Origin of the sequence: Achromobacter sp. GbtcB20 (assembly GCF_019091095.1) — a bacterium.
Taxonomy (GTDB): Bacteria; Pseudomonadota; Gammaproteobacteria; order Burkholderiales; family Burkholderiaceae_B; genus Achromobacter; species Achromobacter mucicolens.
This window is the reverse complement of sequence record NZ_JAGXJZ010000020.1, coordinates 53645-73576: the sequence shown is the minus strand read 5'-3', so window position 1 is coordinate 73576 and position 19932 is coordinate 53645. Positions and strand designations below refer to the sequence as shown.

Genomic DNA, 19932 nt, shown 5'->3' with positions numbered 1-19932 from the left:
TTTCCGGGCGAACTCGCGATGCAGGCATGCCAACGGCGCGAACGTCCGCACCGCTGCGCAGCAAGCGGCGTGCCCGTGCAAGGTGCGCGCCGTTACAAAAAGAGACGACTGCGGCCGGGTCGTAGTAACCGTATCCGGCCCGGTTGCCGAATTTTTGACGCCGGCGCGGTTCCAATGCCAAATGACCAAATCCGCCCTGACCGGGCGCAAGTGCAGGACAACCTGGAGGCCCGATGCGGCACTCGACTTTGATATTCGTGTTGGCGGCCTTCGCGCTGCTGACGCTCAGCCGCCTGGCTCTGGCGCTTTGGCAGTGGCAGCGCGTGCGCAATGCCGGCGGCCTGGCGCCTTTGCTGCTGCGGGGACTGCGCATCGATGCGCATCAGATCGCGGTGCTGGCAGCGCTGCCGGCCGTGCTGTCGCCGCTATTCGGCCACATCCCGGTGGCGGCGGACATCACCGCTGTCTGGTACATCGTGGCGTTCGTCCTGCTGGCGTTCCTGGAAGTGGCGACGCCGCCCTTCATCATCGAATACGACTCCCGCCCCAACCGCCTGTTCGTCGAATACCTGAAGCACCCACGCGAAGTCTCGGGGATGCTGTGGCGCGGCTACAAGGGCGCCCTGCTGGGCGGACTGGGCGCGCTGGCGCTGATTGGCTGGGGCGCGTGGGCGCTGCTGGGCCACGCGCGTCCGGATGCGCCGCTGACGTGGTGGCAGATGCCGCTGGCCAGCGTGGCGATCCTGGCGGTGGTGATCCTGGCCATCCGCGGCACGCTGGGCCACCGTCCCATTAACCCGTCCTCGGTGGCCTACAGCTCCGACGGCATGCTCAACACCCTGGCGTTGAACTCGCTGTACAACGTGTTCTATGCGGTCTACAGCATGAAGAACGAGAAGTCGGCCTCCGCCGTATATGGCGGCATGGACGACGACGAGATGCACGCCCTGGTGCTGGCGAAGTCCGGCCTGCCGTATCCGCCGCCGAATCCCGATTACCCCAGCCTGCATCGCCAGCCGGCCACGCGCAAGACGCATCGCCCGCTCAATCTGGTCATCATCCTTGAAGAAAGCCTGGGCGCGCAGTACAGCGCAGCCTTGGGCGGCGCCAACCTGACGCCGGAGCTGGACGCGCTGGCGCGCGAGGCTTGGACTTTCACGCGCGCCTACGCCACCGGCACCCGCTCGGTGCGCGGACTGGAAGCTGTCACCACCGGGTTCCTGCCCACCCCCGCGCAAGCGGTGCTGAAACTGCCGCGCTCGCAGCGCGGGTTCTTTTCGCTGGCCGACCTGCTGGGGCGGCACGGTTATCACTCGCGCTTCATCTATGGCGGCGAGTCGCACTTCGACAACATGAAGGGCTTCTTCCTGGGCAACGGCTTCAAGCAGATCGTCGACCGGCCTGATTTTGTCGACCCCGCGTTCGTCGGCACGTGGGGCGCGTCGGACGAGGACATGTTCAACCAGCTTGACCGCCTGCTGCGCGAAGATGGCGACCAGCCGACCTTCACGCTGGCGTTCAGCGTGTCCAACCATACGCCGTGGGAGTACCCGGCGGGCCGCATCGAAACCGACGGCAATCCCGCCACCGTCGAGAACACGGTGCGCTACGCCGACTGGGCGCTGGGCCGGTTCTTCGAACGCGCCAAGGCGTCTCCGTATTGGGAAAACACGGTCTTCCTGGTGGCGGCGGACCATGACTCGCGCGTGTTTGGCGCCAGCCTGGTACCGGTACGCCACTTCCACATTCCTGCTGTGATCCTGGGCGCCGGCATCGAGGCGCGGCGCGACGACCGCATCATCAGCCAGATCGACCTGCCGCCCACCCTGCTGTCGCTGATTGGCGTGGATACCGAGCACCCGATGATCGGCCACGACCTGACGCGCAGCACGCCCGGACGCGCCATCATGCAGTACGACAGCACCTATGGGTATCTGAAGGGAGACGACCTGCTGGTGCTGGCGCCCAACAAGCCCCCGGTGCAGTACCGCTACACGGCGCCCGAGGACTACGCGCCCGCGCCGCTGAATGCCGAACTGGCAACCGAGGCGCTGGCCCACGCGTTGTGGCCAAGCTGGGCTTACCGCGAGGGGCGCTACAGCTTGCCCACGCAGGCGCCGGTGCAGACGGCGCCCTAGGCTGACCGGACATCCGGCCGAACAAACGCCTTGCGCTTCTTTTCGACGAGCGCATGGCAATGGCAGCCGGGGCTGTGGTCGTTGACCATGCCCACGGACTGCATGAAGGCGTACACCGTGGTCGGCCCCACGAACTTCCAGCCCAGCTTCTTGAGCGACTTGGACAGGGCTTCGGACTGTTCAGAGGTCGAAGCCCCATAGGTGGACACCTTGGAGGGCGGCGCTTCGAAGCGCCAGAAATACGCGGCCAGGGATCCTTCGCGGTCGATCATTTCCAGCGCGCGGGCCGCGTTGTTGATCATGGCTTCGATCTTGCCGCGATGGCGCACGATGCCCGGATCGGCCAAGAGCGTCTGAACTTGCTGTTCGCCAAAGGCTGCAAGCCTGGCCGGGTCGAAGTTGGCGAAGCCGCGGCGGAAGGCCTCGCGCTTGTTCAGGATGGTGCGCCAGCTGAGCCCGGACTGGAAACCTTCAAGGCAAAGCTGTTCGAACAGCGCGCGATCGTCGCCTTCGGGGTGGCCCCATTCGGTGTCGTGATAGGCCATGTATTCGGCGGACGTGTCCACCCAGCCGCAACGGGCAAGGCCATCTGGGAAATCGGTTTTGGCGGACAAGAGATCGCTCCTTACGGCTGACGGGCTACCGATGCTACTCCAGCAACGTCCCTGAAAAAAGTCGTAGCGGCCGCAACGCAAATCCAGATAATATTTCCGGCCTTGATTCGGCGCCGGCCTGTGCCGCGCGCACCGTCGGATCAGCGCGGCGGGCCGGCGCATCGCAGGCCCGGCATGCGCCAAGACGGGGAGCCGGACAGGCCATTTCGGACCTTGCCCCATGTCCCTGCCACTGACTTCGCTCGTTACCTTCGTGTCGCCTGCCGTGCTGGCCGGCGACGACCCGTCCGCCAATCCCTGTCTGGACTGTGGCGCATGTTGCGCGCACTTTCGCGTGTCCTTTTACGTCGGTGAACTGGCCGGCGAAAACGGCGGCCAGGTTCCACTGGAACTGGTCACCCAGATGAGCCCCCTGCGCGCCTGCATGAAGGGCACTGAGATGGGCGGCGGGCGCTGCATCTCGCTGCGCGGAGAGCTCGGCAAGCCCGGCATTCACTGCGACATCTACGACAACCGGCCCACGCCGTGCCGCGACTTCGACATCTGGATGCCGGACGGATCGCCCAATCCGGATTGCCAGCGCCTGCGTCTGGGATTGGGTCTGGCACCCGTGCCGCCCCGTCCCGACGCCGAGAACGACCCGCAGGGCCCGCTGCATCCGGACCAGCCCGCGGCCGCCTGACGCGCGCCGCGGCGAACCCTTCGCGGTCATGTCCTAGGCGCGCCCCGCCAGATAGCGCGTGGGCGTCATGCCGAACGCCGTGCGAAAGCTGCCGATGAATGCGCTGGTGCTTTCGTAGCCCACCGACAACGCCGCCTGCGTGACGGATCCGCCGCGAAACAGCATCTCCAGCGCCCGCAGCAGCCTGGCCTGCTGACGCCACTGCCCTAGCGTCACACCGGTTTCCTGGCGAAAGCGCCGCATCAGGGTGCGCGAAGACATGTTCAACCGCTGCGCCCATTCGTCGATGCCCGCCGTGTCGTCCGGCGTATCCAGCAATGTGTTGGCCAGATCCTGCAGGCGCGGGTCGGCCGGCATCGGCAGCGGCACGGTCGCCGCGGCGCTGCGCTGTCTCAGCTCTTCCAGCAGCACGTCAAAGAGTTGCGCCTGATAGGCCGCCGGGGTCTCCCGAGACGTGCCTTCGACGAAGCGCTCGACCAGCGCCTCGATCAGCCGCGACGACGGCCAAGCCCGGCAATGCGGCGGCAAGCGCGCGCACCCGTCGGGGTGCACGTGCAGGAACGAGCCGCGCGCCTCGCCAAACCAGCGCGCGCCATGACGCACGCCGGGCGGAATCCAGCCCAGGCTGCCGGGCAGCACCGTCAACACGCGATCGCCCGACTGCACCATGACAAGTCCCTCGTGCACCAGCACCAGCATGCCCTCGGCGTGGACGTGCGCGGGCACCGAAATGCCCTTGGATTCCCGGCGCCGGCGCAGGCTGTACGGCGTCAGCAGGACGTCGGGCAGAGGGGGAGAGGCAGCCGCTTCACGCATGGTTGGCAGGTTTGAGGTACAGGTTGACGGGTTCCCGTTAGCGGGTCCATTTGAAAATGTACATCATTCTCATCATTGGGATATCCGCCCACTGAATTGGAGACATTTCATGGACCACACACGGCTGCGCGACGCCGGCATCAAAGCCACCTTTCCGCGTCTGAAGATCCTGGACATCTTCTACCGCCATGCCGACGCGCACATGAGCGCCGCGGACATCTACCGCCGCCTCATCTCGGACCACAGCAATATCGGCTTGGCCACGGTGTACCGGGTGATCACGCAACTGGAGCACGCCGGCCTGCTCAAACGCACCCAGCTCGATTCGCACACCAACGTGTTCGAACTGAACGACAAGGGGCATCACGACCACCTGGTCTGCACGCGCTGCGGCCAGATCCGGGAGTCCAGCGATCCCGCCACGGCGCAGCGGGTCAGGAAGATCGCGCGGCGCTGCGGCTTTGAACTGGATTCCTACAGTCTCGTGCTTTACGGCAGCTGCGGCTGCGCCAAGGACGAGCCTGTCCTGCCCCACGGAGCCTTCGAATGAACCACGACCAATTCTTCTTTCACGACCTGTCGCAGTTTCCCATCGTGACGGCCCGGCACGGCGGCGCGCCGCTCGGTTATTCCGCCACGTGGATCCGGGAAATGGAGCTGCTGGTGGAGAACCCGCGCACCTTTGTCATGGTGGTGCCCGACACGCGCCATGAGGCCGCGCACGAAGACCGCAGGGCCATGATCGAATGGCAGACCGCCAACATGCCGCGCCTGCGGGCGCGATGCCGCGCGTTTATCGCCGTCGAACGCGATGCCCAGGCGCTGGACAAGCTGCGCAAGCGCGGCGAAAAGATGGCTCGCGCCTTCGGCCTGCCGTTCCTGGCGGTCGCGACACCGGGAGAAGCGGTCCAGTGCGCCCGGGAACTGCTTGGGCACGCAGGGCCGAGCGGCTTCAATGTCGATTAAGACGGCAAGCCCCGCGATTTAAGACTGGGCGTGCGCGGCCGTTGTTCAATGACAGGCCCCGTCGTTTCGGTGGCCGTTTTTACCAACTCTCGTCCCGGCCGCCCGACGCATGAACCACGCCCTCGCCTGTCAGTTTTGCCAATCGACGCTCGCGCAGGGCGCGCCGCTGCTCGAGCAGAACGGCGCGGCCATCTGCAAATCGTGCGTGGACCAGTTTGCCGTGCGCTTTGCGGACCGGGCATGGGCGATGGCCGCCACGCCGCAAGAGCAGCTGGACGTGCTGCTGGAGGAAAGCAGCCGCGCGCTGGCGCAGAGCGAAACGCTGGCCGAGCGGGCGCGGTGTTGCGGCCTGAGCCTGAACGACCTGTCGGCGGCGCTGCCCGCGCGCACGCTGTCCTGACGGGCATCGCGTCAGAACGACCCCACCGCGCTGCCCAGCGCGATGACCGCCGCCAGCCCGATGATGGGTCCCACGATGCCAACCACGACGATATTCATGTAACCATCCCGGTGGTTCGACCCGCACACTGCCAGCAAGGTCACCACGGCGCCGTTGTGCGGCAAGCTGTCCAGCGTGCCCGCGCCAATCACCGACACGCGGTGCATCAGCGCCGGATCGATGCCCAGGGTCTGCGCCAGCTCCATGTAGGTGCCGGCCAGCGATTGCAGGGCGATGGTCAGGCCGCCCGACGCCGACCCGGTCAACGCCGCCAGCACGTTGGTGGCCACGGCCAGCGACACCAGCGGCCCGCCCTCGATCGACAGCACCCAGTCGCGCACCGCCGCAAACGAGGGCAGCGAGGCGACCACCGCGCCGAATCCCACCAGGCTCGCGACGCTCAGGAGCGGCAGCGCGGACGCGTTCACGCCGGCGTCCATCGTGTCGCGCAGCGACGGCAGGCGCCGGAAGTTCAACCCCACCAGCATCACGATCGCGGCCAGCAACGCGGTGATCACCGACCAGACGCCGCCCACCGCGGCCAGGCTGGTGCCGCCCCAGCGCGCCTCGGCTAGCCACGCGGTGTCCATGCGCGGCAGGACGATCAGCGTCATCAGCAGATTGACCAGGATCACCACGACCAGCGGCGTCGCCGCCACCAGCGCAGAGGGCGCGTCCGGGCTGCGCTGGCCATGTTGCATTTCGGCCGGGTCGAACTCGCGCGCGACGGTGGCGCGCTCGCGCACCAGCACGTCGTCGGCCACGTCGCTGGCCATGCCCGCGGGCGCGACGTAGCCTTCGCCCGCCCGCCGCGCGGCGGCTTCGGCGCGGCTCAACCACCACAGCCCGAAGCCCAGCATGATTGCGCTGGCAATGATGCCCAGCCCCGGCGCGGCGAACGGCGTGGTCGCAAAAAACGGCATGGGAATGGCGTTCTGCACGGCTGGCGTGCCCGGCAACGCGGACATCGTGAAGGTTGACGTGCCAAGCAGGATGGCCGCCGGCATCAGGCGCACCGGAATGCCGGCCGACCGGAACAGCGCATGCGCCATGGGCGCCAGCACGAAAAACGCCACAAACAGGCTGACGCCGCCGTACGTCACGATGGCGCCGGCCAGCACCACGGCCAGGATGGCGCGCCGCGCGCCCAGCTTGCGCGTCATGGCGTCGGCAATCGCCGTGACCGAGCCGCTGTCGGCCATGAGCTTGCCGAACAGCGCCCCCAGAAGGAACAAGGGAAAGAACTGGGCGACGAACCCGGCCGCGCCGCCCATGAAGGTCTGCGTCCAATGGGCCAGCAGCGGTTCCCCCGCCGCGGCAGCCGTCACCATGGCCGCGGCCGGCGCCAGCAGCAGGATGCTCCAGCCGCGATAGGCCAGCCCGATCAGCAGGACCAGCGCCAGCAGAATACCGAACAGTCCCATGATCAGACCTCGCCCAGCAATTCGTCGATATCCAATGACGACCGTTTGCCCAGGTCGTCGCCGTGTTCTGCCAGGAAACGCTCGGCCGCCTTTCTGCCCTCGTCGCGCAGCATGCACAGGAACGGCCATTCGGCGTTGAGCTTGGACGAGTATCCCAGCTCCACCATGAGGTCGGACGAGATCCGGTGTATCCGCATCTGCGCCCACATCCTGCCCTCGCCATTGCCGGGGTCGGCCACCTGACGCAGCAGCGCGATCATGCGCAGCTCCTTCAGGAGCGATGCGTTGAAGGTGACTTCGTTCAGGCGGTTCATGATCTCGCGGGCGCTGCTGGGCAACCCGGCCCGCTCCACCGGATTGATCTGCACCAGGATCGTGTCGTGCGACTGGCAGTCCCGCACCAGCGGCGTGATGGTCGGATTGCCGCTGTAGCCGCCGTCCCAATAGGGATCGCCGTCGATCATCACGGCGCGGAACAGCGTGGGCAGGCAGGCCGACGCCAGCAGCACGTCGGCATTGACCTCGGCATTCTTGAACACCCGGCCCCGGCCCGTGCGCGCGTTCGTCGCGGTGATGAACAGATGGATGGGCGCGCGCGCCAGTTCGTCGAAATCAATGACCTCCCGCAGGATGGCGGCCAGGGGATTGGCCCCGGACGCGCTGAGATCATAGGGAGAGAACACCCGCGACGCCATGTCGAAGGCGATGAACATGGGGGAATTGTCCAGCGACCACGAGCCCATCAGGATGTCGAGCGGGCTGCGGCGAAAGGGACTGAAGCGGGCGGCGTCGGACACGCGACGCCAGAAGTCCTCGAGCGCGGCGCGGGCGCCCTGCGCGCCCCCGCGCGCATGTCCCAGCACCAGCACGGCGGCGTTCATGGCGCCGGCCGAGGTGCCGGAGATGCCGTCGATGCCGAGCCAGGGTTCTTCAAGCAGCCGGTCCAGCACACCCCAGGTGAAGGCGCCGTGCGCGCCTCCCCCCTGCAGCGCAAGATCGATCAAGACGGGATCGCGGGCAGTCGCTGACGCTTTGGATCGGGCCACGGCGGAACTCCTTGCGGGAGGCTGGGGGTGAGCTTGCGATCGGTGTGACTGCGACATGCGCCATGTTGCGCTGCACATATCGTTCGGAAGTTATACGCGATGCGCCTGGAAAACGGAAGACTACGCCCTCCGGATAGAAATTGGGGTCGCATCATAATAAGAAAAATAGCCATCATCACCGGTGTTTTTTGGGGCTTTGGCTTTTTCAGCAAATCGTAAGATCGATTACGCGCGCCCCAACGCGCAGGCTTCCCAAGCATCGACGCCGCAGCATCCCTCGCATCCCCGCTTTCCCTTCACGTGCGCCATGGCTTTTTCAGGATTTGCGCCATTCCGCCTCAGCTACATTCACTTCTGAAACGCGAAATGCCTCAACAAAAACTGAAAAAAAGGGCGATTGTCATTGCCTTGCAAGCGCTTGGCCTGTCCGGGTCCGGCATGCTGACCTTGGGCGCCGCGCCTGCGATTGCGCAAAGCATCACCTGGAACGGCACGCAGAGCGCAGACTGGCAAGACGTGCAAAACTGGTCGTCGGCATCGCTTCCGGGCTCGACCGGCTATCTGTTCATCAATAGCGTCACGCCGTACGCGCCGGTTATCTCCAGCGGCAGCAACCAGGCGGGCGTCATCTTTCTTGGCGCGATTGGTGGCCCCTCGCTCAACGTGGAACATGGCAGCCGTTTGACCAGCGGTTCGGCCATCATCGGCAACTCCACGAATGGTTTCACGCCCGGCACGTCCGAACTTCAGTCCGGCACGGCCACCATCAACGGCGCGGACTCTCAGTGGACCGCAGAGGCCTTCAGCGTCGGCTTCTATGGCACGGGCACGCTGAACGTGACCCGCGGCGCCAAAGCCATCGCATCGACGGCCGTCACGCTGGGTTCGCACACCGGCTCTCTCGGCACCCTGAATATTTCTGGCCTGGGCAGCTCCCTGAACGCCGGGCAAATCACCGCAGGTGACAATGGCACCGGCGTCGTCACGATCTCCGACAAGGGCACGGTTCAACTTACCGGCCTGCTGGTGGCCAACTCGGCGGGTTCGACGGGCACGATCGAAATCACGGGCGCTGGCTCGTCGATGCAGACAGTCAGAAGCATGTCGATCGGCGCGCGCAGCACTGGCACGCTGGACATCAAGGGCGGGGCCACGGCCACTTCCGGCGCCCAGACCTATGTGGGCATGTACGCGGGCGGCGACGGCAAACTGCTGGTTTCCGGCGCCGGCAGCCAGCTCTCCTCGCTGACCAGCTACATTGCGCTGGGCATGTATGCGGGTTCGAAGGGCCACCTGGCCGCGACGGACGGTGCGATGATCGATGCCTACCAGGTGGTCGCCGGCTTCAGCGCAGGCAGCGAAGGCACCCTCGTCGCGGACGGCCCGCAGACCCGGCTCAAGACCTCCAGCGCCTTCCTCGTCGGCTATCAAGGCACGGGCGCCGCCACGTTGTCCAACGGCGCCACCCTTGAAACCGCCAACCGCGTCCGAATCGCCGATGCGGCGGGATCGGTGGGCACCTTGAATATCGGCGCCGCCGCCAGCGATGCCGCTGCCGCGCCGGGCGTCGTGCAGGCCGCGCTTGGCGTGCGCTTTGGCGACGGGACCGGCAAGCTGGTCTTCAACCACTCCAGTTCGAACTACGTCTTCGCCCCCGGCATCAGTTCTCTGTCGCCGGGCAAGGGCACCATCGACATGCTGGCCGGATCGACCACCTTGACCGGCGATTCCAGTGCCTTCAGCGGCCAAACCAATCTGCTGGGCGGCGCCCTGACGGTCAACGGCGCCCTGGGCGGCACCCTGAATGTCGCCAGCGGCGCATCCCTGCGCGGCTCGGGAACGGTCGGCACGACCACGCTGCAAAACGGCGCCACGCTGGCCCCTGGCGCGGCCGGCACCACCCTGAACGTCGCGGGCGACCTGACGTTCTCGCCAGGTTCGGTCTATCAGGTGACGGCCGATTCCCAATCGTCGGCAAGCAGCCGTGTCGTTGTCAGCGGCACGGCAAACCTGGCGGGTTCGGCGGTGCATGTCGGGCCGGACGGCGGGTTCCAGACCCGGCGCGAATACGCCATCCTCAGCGCGGGCACGGTCAACGGGCAGTTCAGCAGCGTCTCGTCCAACTACGCCTTTCTGGATCCGGCCCTGCGTTATGACGGCCAGAACGTCGTGATGCAGCTTGGCCGCAAGCAGGTGCCCGTCACCCCGGAAACCCCGGTCACCCCGGAAACCCCGGTCACCCCGGTCACCCCGGAGACCCCGGTGACTCCGGTTACCCCGGTCACGCCGGTCACCCCCAGCGTTCCTGAAACGCCGACTCGCCCGATCGCCTTCGCCGACGCGGCGCAAACCGGCAACCAGCGCGCCGTGGCCAACGCCCTGGACAGCCTGCCCGCCGGCAACCCGCTGCACGAATACATCCTGACGCTGCCCGAAGGCGCCACGGCCGCGGCCTTCAACAGCCTGTCCGGAGAAGCGCACGCCAGCGTCAACTCCACCCTGACGGGTCTCAACAACTCGGTACGCGCGGTGCCCCTCGCTTACCTGCGCGCGAACCTGGGCGCGGGCATGCGCGCAGGCGCGCCGACCGCGCAACTTGGCGGCACCCCGTCCGCGTCCGCCCTGCCTTCCTCCAATGCGCAGCCCGCCTGGGCCGAAGTCATCGGCAACTGGCAGACCTGGAAGGGCAACGGCGATTCCGCGCAAGTGCGCCAAAACACCGGCGGCGTCTTCGCCGGCGTCGACCACGCCTTGGGCGGCGGCTGGCGCCTGGGCGGCGCCCTGGGCTTCACCGACAGCAAGATTCGCGTGGACGACCGTTCGTCGCAGGCCGACATTGCCGGCTACAGCGCGGCGGTGTTTGGCGGCAAGGTGTTCGAGGTCGGGCCCGGCAAGCTGAACGTGATGGCCGGCACGGCCTACACCTGGCACGACATCTCCACCGAACGCCGCGCCAGCGTCTCCGGCGTGTCCCAGACGCTGACTGCCGACTATGGCGCAAGCACCACCCAGTTGTTCGCCGAACTCGGCTACGCCCTGCCCATGTCCGAGCGCGTCAGCATCGAGCCCTTCGCCGGGCTGTCCTGGAGCGATACGCGCAACCGCAGCTTCTCGGAGTCCGGCGGATCGGCCGCCTTGAGCGGGCAGAGCGACAGCAACAAGCAAACCGCCTCCACGCTTGGCTTGCGCGGGCTGATGAACTTCACGGTTGGCCAGACCGAAGGACGCGTGCAGGCCACCTTGGGCTGGCGCCACGCCTTTGGCGACGTGCAGCCCGAAAGCACCATGTCCTTCGATGGCGGCCAGGCCTTCACCGTGGCCGGCGCTCCCATCGCGCGCGATGCCGCGCTGGCCGAGCTCGGCGTCGAAACCGCGCTCACGCGCAATGCCACCATCGGCCTGAACTACACCGGCCAGTTCGGCGGCGGCAACCGGGAAAACGCCGGTTCGGTCCATATGACCTGGCGGTACTAAGACGTACACGAACGCCAGGCAAAGCAAAACGCCGCTATTCCGATAGCGGCGTTTTTGTGTTTGGCACCAACGAAAAACGCCGCTAACGAAATAGCGGCGTTCGACTTGATGCTTGCGCGAATTGGGGTGGTGGGTTGTGCGAGACTCGAACTCGCGACCAACGGATTAAAAGTCCGCCGATCTGCAAATCCCTGCAAGTCAGAATGTCTTTTCAATCAAAGACTTGCAACGATAGCCCCCCTTTAGCCACTGGACATTCAATCAGTGATTCGCAGGGTTTTGCGGTCTTTTTTAATGATTGCGGTCAAGATTTGGTCAAGGCCCGCTGCCGCGCGAACCTAGCAGGACTTTCACCTCTCTGGCGCGCCGACACATGCGCCAGCAGCCCTAGCCGCTCCTTCGCGGCACATCCCCAGTCACGCTGGATAGTCAGCTAAACCCGCAGCCCGCGTATGTCGCCCACGGCGGCAGGCCGAGGTGCGCACGTCATTCGCAGAGGATCTATATGGTTCAGTCGTCCGCGGCCTACCCATCCGGCGCCGCATTTGAATTTCCATCCACGGCGCGCGACGCACGCCAAGCAGCTCGCACTTGGTTCGAAACGGCTCCGGAGATGACTCCGGCTCAGTACCGCGACCAGCAATTTATCGAGCATTGCAAAGGCAAAGCCGATTCGCCCCTCGAACGCAGAATCCGGCGGGACGCCTTCAAGCAGGCATTTGCTGAGGCCATGGGCCACATCGTGGTGGAGGAGGCGAGGCTTCATGCGCTCCCTGCTTGAGCGCCCGATCACATTCCGGCTATCCGATGACGCCCGCCGGCGGTACGCGCAAGCAGCTGCGGATCGCGGCATGACGCTTTCCGCGTACCTGCGGGATCGGCTCGAAGTCGACGACCAGGTCGCCGAACATGTTTCGCAGCTGCGCCTCACGCTGCTGGATAACGCCCCGAGCGGACAGTCCGACGGTTCGCTGCTCCCCATCCTCCTCGAACTGTTGCTGCTCACCAGGCGACAGAGCTCCCCGGCCGAGCTGCGCGCCGTTCACCATGAACTTGAACGGCAGGGCGTGACGCCCCAGACCTTCAAGTAACTCTTTAGGATCCCCAATGCAAGCACCCCTCTTGGCGGCCGTCGTCTCGGCGGCCTGCCTTCTTTCGGCCTGCGGATTTGTCCCGCCCGCCCCTCCGACACCTCCGGACTCTGGACGCATCCTCATCAACCAGGCGGATCCGCGCACTGTTCTACCGGGTAAATCGCCGACCGCCCTGGCTTCGGCAGACATTCCCCCCATCCCCGTACCGGAAGCGCCGCCCAAGCTCGAAAGCACTGCACCCGCCGCCACCGCGCCTCTGCCGGTCACGACTGATGCAACGCCTGGCGCCAGCAGCTCTGCGTCGACGCCGACGCCGGTAGCGGCAAATGAAACCACGGCGCCTACTACTGACGTGAACGCAAGCCCGCAACAAGTCACTCCGACCGCTGGCACCGTCGTGACGGTCGAAGTTGCTCCGACCGAGCCCGTTGCTGAACCGCAAGTCGTGGAGCCGCCTAAACAGACTTGGCGGGTCAGTCCGCAAGACGGCACGGTCCGCCAAGCGCTCGTGCGCTGGGCAGCCGATGCCAGCTGGACCTTCGGGCCCGATCAGTGGGAACTGAATTTCGACATTCCGATACAGGCTCCCGCCGAGTTTGAGGCGGACTCGTTCCAAGAGGCCACCCAGGCGCTATCGCAGGCGGTCGCCATGAGTGAATCGCCGATCCGCCCCTGCTTCTATGGCAACCGCGTGCTTCGCATGGTGCCCTTCACCCGCAGCTGCAACCGATCCCCCGCCACGCAATCCTAGCCGTGGCGTTGAACAGGAAATCCAATGATTGCTTACCGCACCGTACTGACGGCGGTCATGCTGGCAGCGCTTGCTGGCTGCTCGGCCCTGCAGGCCACCGACCGAGTCGAATCCCGCGCCGCCCTCCGTCAAGCCGACGGCGCCATCGCGCTGGACCATTTCAAGCTCAAAGCCGGAGACATCGACCGGGCAAAGGGTCAAGTCGTGGAGCTCCCCTGGATCGCCGGCCGACCGCAGCCGTTGGCCCGCGAAGTCACCCTGCCGCCGGCGCTCCGGGCTAACGTCAATACGACGCTGCTCTTTGAAAACAACTCCGCCGATCTCAAGACGTTGGCCGACCGGATCCAGATCGCCACCGGCATCCTGACGCAGGTCACTGCCGACGCCCTGCTCCCCGCCGAATACTTTTTGCCGCGCCTGGCAGGCGATCTCGGCACGGTAAACCCGCTTAGCCTGAGCGCCAGCACGGCAGACACGCTCGTCCCGGCTCTCATCCCCGGCGCGGCAGTGGATCGTGTTGCGGGTCCCGCGCTGCCGACGGGCGTAGCGCGCACAAAGATGGCGCCCCTGCCAGCTGGCCAGGCCCCGCTCGCCTCCGTGCTGGACGCAATCGCACTGCGCCTGGGCGTGTACTGGCGCTACGACGACAAGATCGGTGCGCTGCGCTTCTACCGGACAGAGACCAAGAGCTATGTGGTCCGCACGCCCACTCAGGCGGCCGAGGAAAACCTGCAGCGCGATATCAAGTCGACCAATTCGATGCTTGCAGACAGAACCACCGCTGGTGCGAAAGACGAAGCCCGCGAGCTGGCGGCGGTCGTCAGCAAGGTCAGCCAGTTCCTCAGCCGCGCCGGCGTGATCAAGGCGGCGGACGGCGCGTCAAACACGATCGTGGTAACGGACACCAAGGAAGCTCAGGACCGGATCGGCGAATTCCTGGACGCCGAGAATCGGCAGATGACTCGTCGCGTGCGCCTGGTCTTCGAAGAAATCACGGTGCAGAGCGATCGGATCAACCAGGGGAGTGTGGACTGGAGCATCCTGTTCAACAGCCTCGGGCGCCAGAACACCGCGTCAGCAATTGGTGTCGCTCCAATGCTGGACGCGGCCAAGGCCGCTGGCAGCGTAGGAGCCACAGTGGGCAGCGGCCCGTTCGCAGGAACCAACCTTGCACTGTCAGCGCTATCGCAATTGGGTTCGATCATCGACCACAAGAGCATCCCGCTCCTGATGCAAAACCGCCGCCCAGGCAAGTACGACACCCGCCGCTCCTTCGACTACATCAAGGACCTGCAGCAAACGCAAAGCACGTCGGACACCTCAGCCCCCACCGTCACGGTCACGCAAGACAACAAGACGGTCGGCACTTTCCTTACGGTTGTGCCGGACGCGCAGGACGACGGCCAAGTGCTCTTGACCATTGCCTACGACGACACCCGGCTCATCGAGATGAAAAAGGAGCCGGTCGGTGCGCGTGGTGATCAGTCATTTGTCCAGCAGACTGACATCGGTGGCCAGGGACGAGTGCAGCAGGTGATGGTGCGCCCCGGCGAGCAGGTCGTGATCGGCGGCTACCAACAATCGGCCGACACCTCTACCAGGCGGCGCCTGGATGACAAGGCTCCGATGCTCGCCGGCGGCTCCGACGCTTCGCAAGAGAAGCAGATGCTCACGGTCGTGCTGGTCACGGCCATTCCCGAAGAAGGATTCTGACGTGGCACGACGAGAGAAAGCCCCGCGGCGGCTGAGCTATCGGCTCGTCGCCATCCCCGGCACATCGAATCAGCTTGTCTTCGGCGTCCGATGGCAGACGGTCCTCGGAGAGGATCCGCAGAAAGAAGCGCTGCGGCTGGCACGCAAGGTGAAGGCCACGCACTTTGTCCACAGCGATGCCCGCAGCCCTTCCGTCGGACTCCTCATCGCCAAAGGGAAGGAGCGTCGCGCAAAGACGCGCGCCAGCCTATTCTCGGCGGCCTCCGCGTTTGCACAGATGCACCGTCACGGCACCCACATCGTGGCGCTCAACCTGCCCGACAAATCCGTATGGATTGCCGTCGTCGTTGCTGGTGTGGTCCAGGCAGGCGGAGACGCGGTCTTCGCAGATCTGCAGGCGGCACAGCGTGCGCTCGATGAGGCGCTGGCCCGCTACGGCGAGGCGCAGGTGCACGGGGACCACCGCACGCAGTCGCGGCCTTTCTCCTTGCAACAGCTTGCCGCGCACACCAACCAGCAGTCGACCCTGCGCCGAGCGGGCTTCAGTCTCGCGATGGTCTCGCCCTTCTGGTGGACCATCCTGGGGCTATTTCTGGTGTACGAGGCCTGGGACATCGGCATGAGCTACTGGGAGGAGCGGCAAGCACGAATTGCACAGGAGATGCTGGCCGCGCAGCCCGAAGTTGACCCAGCAACGCTGTGGAAAAAGGCAATCGCTGCGTGGGCAAAGACCGCGCGAACACTTGGCGAGCCGGGGCTCACTCCGCTGCTGCAACAAGTGGAGTCCGTGCCGACCGCGCCCGGTCGGTGGAAGCTCGTCGAGGTTGACTGCCAACCCAAGGTTCGCAGCTGCGTAGCGAAGTACGAGCGCACGCGACTTGCGGATAATCGCACCCTGCACGCGGCCTTACCTCCCACCTGGAAGATTGAGCATGTCGATCTGGAGAGCGCGAACGCCTCCTGGACCGTCCCTGCGGGGCTGGCGGCTCAGCCGTTGCTGCTGGCGGAACTCCCCGACGCAAACGCGATGCGGCAGGTTTGGGAGCCATCCTGGCAGGCACTGCGCCCAGCGCTGCAGGACATTTCTCTGTCTGCGCCAGGACAAGTGCCGATCTCGGTACCGAACATCAAGCTTGCCAACGGGTTGGAACAACCCGTGATCCGGCCCAAGGAGATCAAGCTTCCGGCAACGCGCGCGCTCGTCATCAACGCGCCGCTGCGCTCCCTGTACGGCTTGGCGCTTCCGCGCGCCACCGAAGTCACGCAGTTGCACGTGCGCTTTTCGCCAGATACCACACCAGGGCTCACGACGAGCGCCTTCGACACAACGCTCAAAGGAACCATCTATGTTGAATCGCCCTGAACGCAGACAGCGACAACGATTCGTCGCAATAGTCGTCTGCGCAGCAGCTGCAATTGCCGTGCCGCTATCGGTGGCGGCGCAGATTCCCGTCTTTGGCGTCGATGCCGTCAATCTAAGCCAGCCAGTTCCTCGGATGGTGCAAGAACTGTTGGAGCTCGATGCCCAACGCGCACTCGATGAGGAAAAGCGCAAGGCGCAGCCCGGAATAGGCGAAAGCGCGCACCTTGCCGCTTCTGGCCCGCCTGCCGCGCAGGCCGCCAAACCCGATCCAAACGCAACGCCAGTTGTTGCCCCGCCTCGGCTTCTCGCCATCACAGGTGTCGGCAAGCAGCTGACGGTGATGGTCGACCAGGCGGGCCGTCGGGCGCATTTTCGCAGCGGCCACGCCGAGCCGGTTGCCGGCGTCGACCTCGGACTGCGCCTGCAGGCCGTTTCGCAACCCTGCGCCAGCTTCGTTGACCAGTCTCAGGACGTAGTCACCTATTGCCTTAATCGGGGAACACCATGATTTCAAGCTTCCTTCAGTGGGTGCGGCGGCTCAAGCGAACGTTGCATGTCAGCCTGCGCGAACAAGAGGAAATGCCGGTGCTGGATATGCATGCATCGATGCCTGCAGTGCCCACCGGTGACGACTACCCGCACCTCGATTCGTTCGAAGACATTACGCAAATGCAGCCGGCGTTCAGGACGCTCAAGGTCGATTGGTGCGGCTCGACATCGGCGGTCACCGCATGCGTCGCCGAGCTCGAGGGACCGCGCTATGTCGTGTTCGTCAAACCGCGCGAAGTCGACACGGACATCTTTCGCGCCGTCAAACAGCGCGCCATCGACGCCGCCAAAGGCCCGGTCCACATATATACGATCAACCCGGTCATTCTGCTGACCCTTGTCAGAGAGCGGATGCAGGCCGAAGACGTGATGCAGCGAAGCTCCCGGATCCGTGGCCAAAAGGAGAAGTCGGCGGTTCGCCAGGGGTTCTACGACATTGTGTCCTGGGCGGTTCGCAACGATGCGAGCGATCTGCATCTGAACATCGACACTACGGCCGCGAAATCGCGCATCAGCGCCACCATCGACGGCCAGTACACCACGCCTGAACATCTGGCGATGCCCACGCAGCAGCTCCTCGACATGGCCAGCGTTGCATGGCTGGATGTCAGCGGCGGGAACGGCCTATTCCTTGACATGGCCAACGAGCAACAGGGCCGGCTGTACGAGGTGGTGGACGAGCGCAGCTACATGCTTCGCTGGGGTTCATTCATTGCGGACAAGGGGCCGTCCATCACACTGCGCCTGCTGGACGTGGACTCCAAGGTGCAAGCGGTGGACATGTCAGCCCTTGGATACCTCCCCTCGCAGATCGCCCAGTTCGAGCGGGCGATGCGCAGCATGGGCGGCGCCATCGTCATGGGCGGTATCCCCGGCTCCGGGAAAACGGTGAGCATCGCCCAACTCATCGTGCGCTTGCCGAAGACCCGCAAGCGGATGTCGATCGAGGATCCGGTGGAACTCATCATGGAGGCAGTGCTCCAAGCCAGCGTTTCGCGCTCATTGGATGGCTCCGACCGCGACACGATGAAATCGAAGCTCATGGCGCTCAAGCGGGCAGCCGCCAGTGACGTCTTTCTCGGTGAGATTCGCGATGTACTCACGGGCGCTGCATTTCAGGACATCGTGCTCTCGGGCAGCAACCTATATTGCACGACGCACGTGGGAGGTGCGCTTGCCATTCCGCAGCGCTTTGCCTCCAGCGAAATCGGAATACCGCGCAGCACGCTGGGAACCCCTGGCGTTTTGAAGCTGCTCGTTCACCAGGCTTTGATGCCAAAGCTGTGCAGCTGCGCACTTCCCGCCGTGGCACTCCTTGACGGCGCCCAGGATCGGATGGGAATCAATCGAGATCGCGATACATGGCAACGGTACTTGGCGGACATCGAAGCCCTATACGACTTCGGCAGCGATCCGCTCAAGATCCGTAACCCGGACGGGTGCGAACACTGCCGCAAGAAGGGGATCCCTGAACTCTTCGGGTACGCAAGTCGTACTGCAGTAGCAGAACTTTTCGAGCCCTCTAGTGATCCCGATGCACTTCGAGCCATCGCAAACGGGGACGAGATCCGCCTGAGAGCGATCTTCGCCAGCCAGCGCACCGCCCGTTACGACGACCCTGATATGGAAGGAAAGTCGACCATGGAATGCGCCGTCTACAAGATGAGCCAGGGAATGATCGACCCCCGGGACATTGAGCCTCACTTCACGGCGTACGCAACACTTCTGCGCCAAAGGAAAAAGGGATGAAGATTCCCTTCTACTTCACGCGGGTGGGCCAGGCCGCCAGCAAGTTCGCGCGTGCCCGTGCGGACTGGTACGAATACTTGGCGGACATGACGGAGGACACTCAGGGGCGCCGGACGTTCCTCAGCATTCTTGAGGCAGACGCCCAGCGCTATGGCAAAAGCGCCCGTGGCGTCCTGTCGGCTTACTGGGCGCACCGAATTGTGGAGACGGGCGAGCTTGGCAGGACGCTTCACCGGACGCTCCCACCGCGAGAGGTAGCGGAATTCGTTTCGCTGCAAACCCAAGGGCAAGCAGTCTTCGCAGGAGGGCTGCGCGACATGGCCGCCGTCGTGCGCGTGACGGCCAAGCTTAGGTCAATCCTCGTCGGAACGTTGGCGGTGGCTGCCCTAATGCTGCTGCTGGTCTGGGCCATGGTGATGATCGCGGTCCCCTACCTCACCGCGCCCATGCTGCAGGACGCCATGCCCGACATACGGTTTGAGCTGCTTAGTCCGTCGACCCAGGCGTTCTTCGACATGGCGCAGTGGATTCGGGACAAAGGTATTCGGCTGTGGTTGGTATCGAGTGCCCTCGGCGTTGGTGTCTATCTCTCGTTTCCCTATATGGACAACGCGCTACGCCGGTGGCTCGACAAGTGGGGACCGTATCGGCTTTACCGGGACGTTCAAGCGATTGCGGTCGTGAGCACGGCGGCAACCGCCGTCAAGCCTCGCGCCGGCAAGGTCATGCAGATCCGTCAAGCGATAGAGCTGCAGTTACCCGGGGCATCCCGCTGGCTTAGCCGTCGGCTTCAGGCCATTCAGAACCGACTCGACGACGCAAAAAAGGGCGCGGAGATTTTTGACGTTGGCCTGCTGGATCGAGAGATCTACTGGTATCTCGAAGACCTCACGAACACGCTTGGCCTGGACGCGGGCTTGCAGATGACCCGCGCACGCATGGAGACCACCATTCTCAAGCGCGTTGAAGACCGCGCAAAGGTGCTGCGATGGGCGGCGCTCATTTGCGCCGTCCTCTTCATGGCAGGCCTCTTCTTTTGGCATCAAAGCGTGATCATGGACATGCGCAACGCCTTGATGATCGACGCAATGTAGCAACTCGCCGCCACGAAAGC

Annotated in this window: 18 protein-coding genes; 14 read left to right on the top strand and 4 right to left on the bottom strand. The window is 65.0% G+C overall.

The window, feature by feature from the left end; all coding sequences use genetic code 11:
- Nucleotides 1-233 precede the first annotated feature (233 nt).
- Complete coding sequence (locus KVT32_RS22220) at nt 234-2138, top strand: LTA synthase family protein (protein WP_217618858.1); 1905 nt, start codon at nt 234-236, stop codon at nt 2136-2138.
- Here the strand turns inward: KVT32_RS22220 and KVT32_RS22215 are convergent.
- Nucleotides 2135-2752: a DNA-3-methyladenine glycosylase I gene (locus KVT32_RS22215; RefSeq protein WP_254607280.1), complete on the bottom strand. Its 618-nt coding sequence runs from the start codon at nt 2750-2752 to the stop codon at nt 2135-2137. The genes KVT32_RS22220 and KVT32_RS22215 overlap by 4 nt on opposite strands.
- 220 nt (nt 2753-2972) lie before the next feature.
- Between KVT32_RS22215 and KVT32_RS22210 the strand changes: the two genes are divergently transcribed.
- Entirely contained in the window at nt 2973-3434 is a 462-nt protein-coding gene (locus tag KVT32_RS22210; RefSeq protein WP_056320849.1) for a YkgJ family cysteine cluster protein, read from the top strand.
- Nucleotides 3435-3467: 33 nt separating this feature from the next.
- On the opposite strand, the gene KVT32_RS22205 is transcribed toward KVT32_RS22210, so the two are convergent.
- Nucleotides 3468-4250, bottom strand: coding sequence for an AraC family transcriptional regulator (locus KVT32_RS22205; RefSeq protein WP_175157425.1), 783 nt, complete (start codon nt 4248-4250; stop codon nt 3468-3470).
- 109 nt (nt 4251-4359) lie between these two features.
- On the opposite strand from KVT32_RS22205, the gene KVT32_RS22200 reads away from it, so the two are divergent.
- The 3 genes from KVT32_RS22200 (at nt 4360) to KVT32_RS22190 (ending at nt 5616) form a co-directional block, all read left to right on the top strand.
- Complete coding sequence (locus KVT32_RS22200; protein ID WP_152383474.1) at nt 4360-4800, top strand: transcriptional repressor; 441 nt, start codon at nt 4360-4362, stop codon at nt 4798-4800.
- Nucleotides 4797-5216, top strand: coding sequence for a hypothetical protein (locus KVT32_RS22195; protein ID WP_152383473.1), 420 nt, complete (start codon nt 4797-4799; stop codon nt 5214-5216). The genes KVT32_RS22200 and KVT32_RS22195 overlap by 4 nt, the downstream gene beginning before the upstream one ends.
- 109 nt (nt 5217-5325) lie before the next feature.
- On the top strand, nt 5326-5616 hold the full coding sequence (locus KVT32_RS22190) for a ClpX C4-type zinc finger protein (RefSeq protein WP_056320842.1): 291 nt from the start codon (nt 5326-5328) through the stop codon (nt 5614-5616).
- Nucleotides 5617-5627: 11 nt separating this feature from the next.
- On the opposite strand, the gene KVT32_RS22185 is transcribed toward KVT32_RS22190, so the two are convergent.
- Together KVT32_RS22185 and KVT32_RS22180 are read right to left on the bottom strand one after the other, a co-directional pair.
- Nucleotides 5628-7079: a GntP family permease gene (locus KVT32_RS22185; protein WP_217618857.1), complete on the bottom strand. Its 1452-nt coding sequence runs from the start codon at nt 7077-7079 to the stop codon at nt 5628-5630.
- Nucleotides 7080-7081: 2 nt separating this feature from the next.
- Entirely contained in the window at nt 7082-8068 is a 987-nt protein-coding gene (locus tag KVT32_RS22180; protein WP_254636986.1) for a patatin-like phospholipase family protein, read from the bottom strand.
- A gap of 423 nt (nt 8069-8491) precedes the next feature.
- Here KVT32_RS22180 and KVT32_RS22175 point away from each other — a divergent pair, with 423 nt between their 5' ends.
- From KVT32_RS22175 to KVT32_RS22135, 9 genes are all read left to right on the top strand, one after another.
- Nucleotides 8492-11599 carry an autotransporter outer membrane beta-barrel domain-containing protein gene (locus tag KVT32_RS22175; protein WP_217618856.1) on the top strand — a complete coding sequence of 1036 codons (3108 nt, stop codon included), beginning with the start codon at nt 8492-8494 and terminating at the stop codon, nt 11597-11599.
- 505 nt (nt 11600-12104) lie between these two features.
- Nucleotides 12105-12380: a hypothetical protein gene (locus tag KVT32_RS22170; protein WP_152383469.1), complete on the top strand. Its 276-nt coding sequence runs from the start codon at nt 12105-12107 to the stop codon at nt 12378-12380.
- Nucleotides 12364-12690, top strand: a complete 327-nt coding sequence (locus tag KVT32_RS22165) for a hypothetical protein (protein WP_152383468.1) — start codon at nt 12364-12366, stop codon at nt 12688-12690. Before KVT32_RS22170 ends, KVT32_RS22165 begins: the two co-directional genes overlap by 17 nt.
- 16 nt (nt 12691-12706) lie before the next feature.
- Nucleotides 12707-13444: a TcpQ domain-containing protein gene (locus tag KVT32_RS22160; protein ID WP_152383467.1), complete on the top strand. Its 738-nt coding sequence runs from the start codon at nt 12707-12709 to the stop codon at nt 13442-13444.
- A 24-nt stretch (nt 13445-13468) separates the two neighbouring features.
- Nucleotides 13469-15157 carry a type II secretion system protein GspD gene (locus KVT32_RS22155; RefSeq protein ID WP_152383466.1) on the top strand — a complete coding sequence of 563 codons (1689 nt, stop codon included), beginning with the start codon at nt 13469-13471 and terminating at the stop codon, nt 15155-15157.
- Between the two features lies 1 nt (nt 15158).
- Nucleotides 15159-16520 carry a hypothetical protein gene (locus KVT32_RS22150; RefSeq protein WP_152383465.1) on the top strand — a complete coding sequence of 454 codons (1362 nt, stop codon included), beginning with the start codon at nt 15159-15161 and terminating at the stop codon, nt 16518-16520.
- Complete coding sequence (locus KVT32_RS22145) at nt 16504-17028, top strand: hypothetical protein (protein WP_152383464.1); 525 nt, start codon at nt 16504-16506, stop codon at nt 17026-17028. Before KVT32_RS22150 ends, KVT32_RS22145 begins: the two co-directional genes overlap by 17 nt.
- Complete coding sequence (locus KVT32_RS22140; protein WP_152383463.1) at nt 17025-18818, top strand: ATPase, T2SS/T4P/T4SS family; 1794 nt, start codon at nt 17025-17027, stop codon at nt 18816-18818. The genes KVT32_RS22145 and KVT32_RS22140 overlap by 4 nt, the downstream gene beginning before the upstream one ends.
- On the top strand, nt 18815-19912 hold the full coding sequence (locus KVT32_RS22135) for a hypothetical protein (protein ID WP_152383462.1): 1098 nt from the start codon (nt 18815-18817) through the stop codon (nt 19910-19912). The genes KVT32_RS22140 and KVT32_RS22135 overlap by 4 nt, the downstream gene beginning before the upstream one ends.
- Nucleotides 19913-19932 lie beyond the last annotated feature (20 nt).

Coding starts and splice junctions, on each gene's coding strand:
- KVT32_RS22195 (WP_152383473.1), top strand. CDS start 4,797: ATGAACCACGACCAATTCTTCTTTCACGACCTGTCGCAGTTTCCCATC.
- KVT32_RS22185 (WP_217618857.1), bottom strand. CDS start 7,079: ATGGGACTGTTCGGTATTCTGCTGGCGCTGGTCCTGCTGATCGGGCTG.
- KVT32_RS22160 (WP_152383467.1), top strand. CDS start 12,707: ATGCAAGCACCCCTCTTGGCGGCCGTCGTCTCGGCGGCCTGCCTTCTT.
- KVT32_RS22220 (WP_217618858.1), top strand. CDS start 234: ATGCGGCACTCGACTTTGATATTCGTGTTGGCGGCCTTCGCGCTGCTG.
- KVT32_RS22145 (WP_152383464.1), top strand. CDS start 16,504: ATGTTGAATCGCCCTGAACGCAGACAGCGACAACGATTCGTCGCAATA.
- KVT32_RS22155 (WP_152383466.1), top strand. CDS start 13,469: ATGATTGCTTACCGCACCGTACTGACGGCGGTCATGCTGGCAGCGCTT.
- KVT32_RS22170 (WP_152383469.1), top strand. CDS start 12,105: ATGGTTCAGTCGTCCGCGGCCTACCCATCCGGCGCCGCATTTGAATTT.
- KVT32_RS22175 (WP_217618856.1), top strand. CDS start 8,492: ATGCCTCAACAAAAACTGAAAAAAAGGGCGATTGTCATTGCCTTGCAA.
- KVT32_RS22200 (WP_152383474.1), top strand. CDS start 4,360: ATGGACCACACACGGCTGCGCGACGCCGGCATCAAAGCCACCTTTCCG.
- KVT32_RS22140 (WP_152383463.1), top strand. CDS start 17,025: ATGATTTCAAGCTTCCTTCAGTGGGTGCGGCGGCTCAAGCGAACGTTG.
- KVT32_RS22190 (WP_056320842.1), top strand. CDS start 5,326: ATGAACCACGCCCTCGCCTGTCAGTTTTGCCAATCGACGCTCGCGCAG.
- KVT32_RS22210 (WP_056320849.1), top strand. CDS start 2,973: ATGTCCCTGCCACTGACTTCGCTCGTTACCTTCGTGTCGCCTGCCGTG.
- KVT32_RS22135 (WP_152383462.1), top strand. CDS start 18,815: ATGAAGATTCCCTTCTACTTCACGCGGGTGGGCCAGGCCGCCAGCAAG.
- KVT32_RS22205 (WP_175157425.1), bottom strand. CDS start 4,250: ATGCGTGAAGCGGCTGCCTCTCCCCCTCTGCCCGACGTCCTGCTGACG.
- KVT32_RS22165 (WP_152383468.1), top strand. CDS start 12,364: ATGCGCTCCCTGCTTGAGCGCCCGATCACATTCCGGCTATCCGATGAC.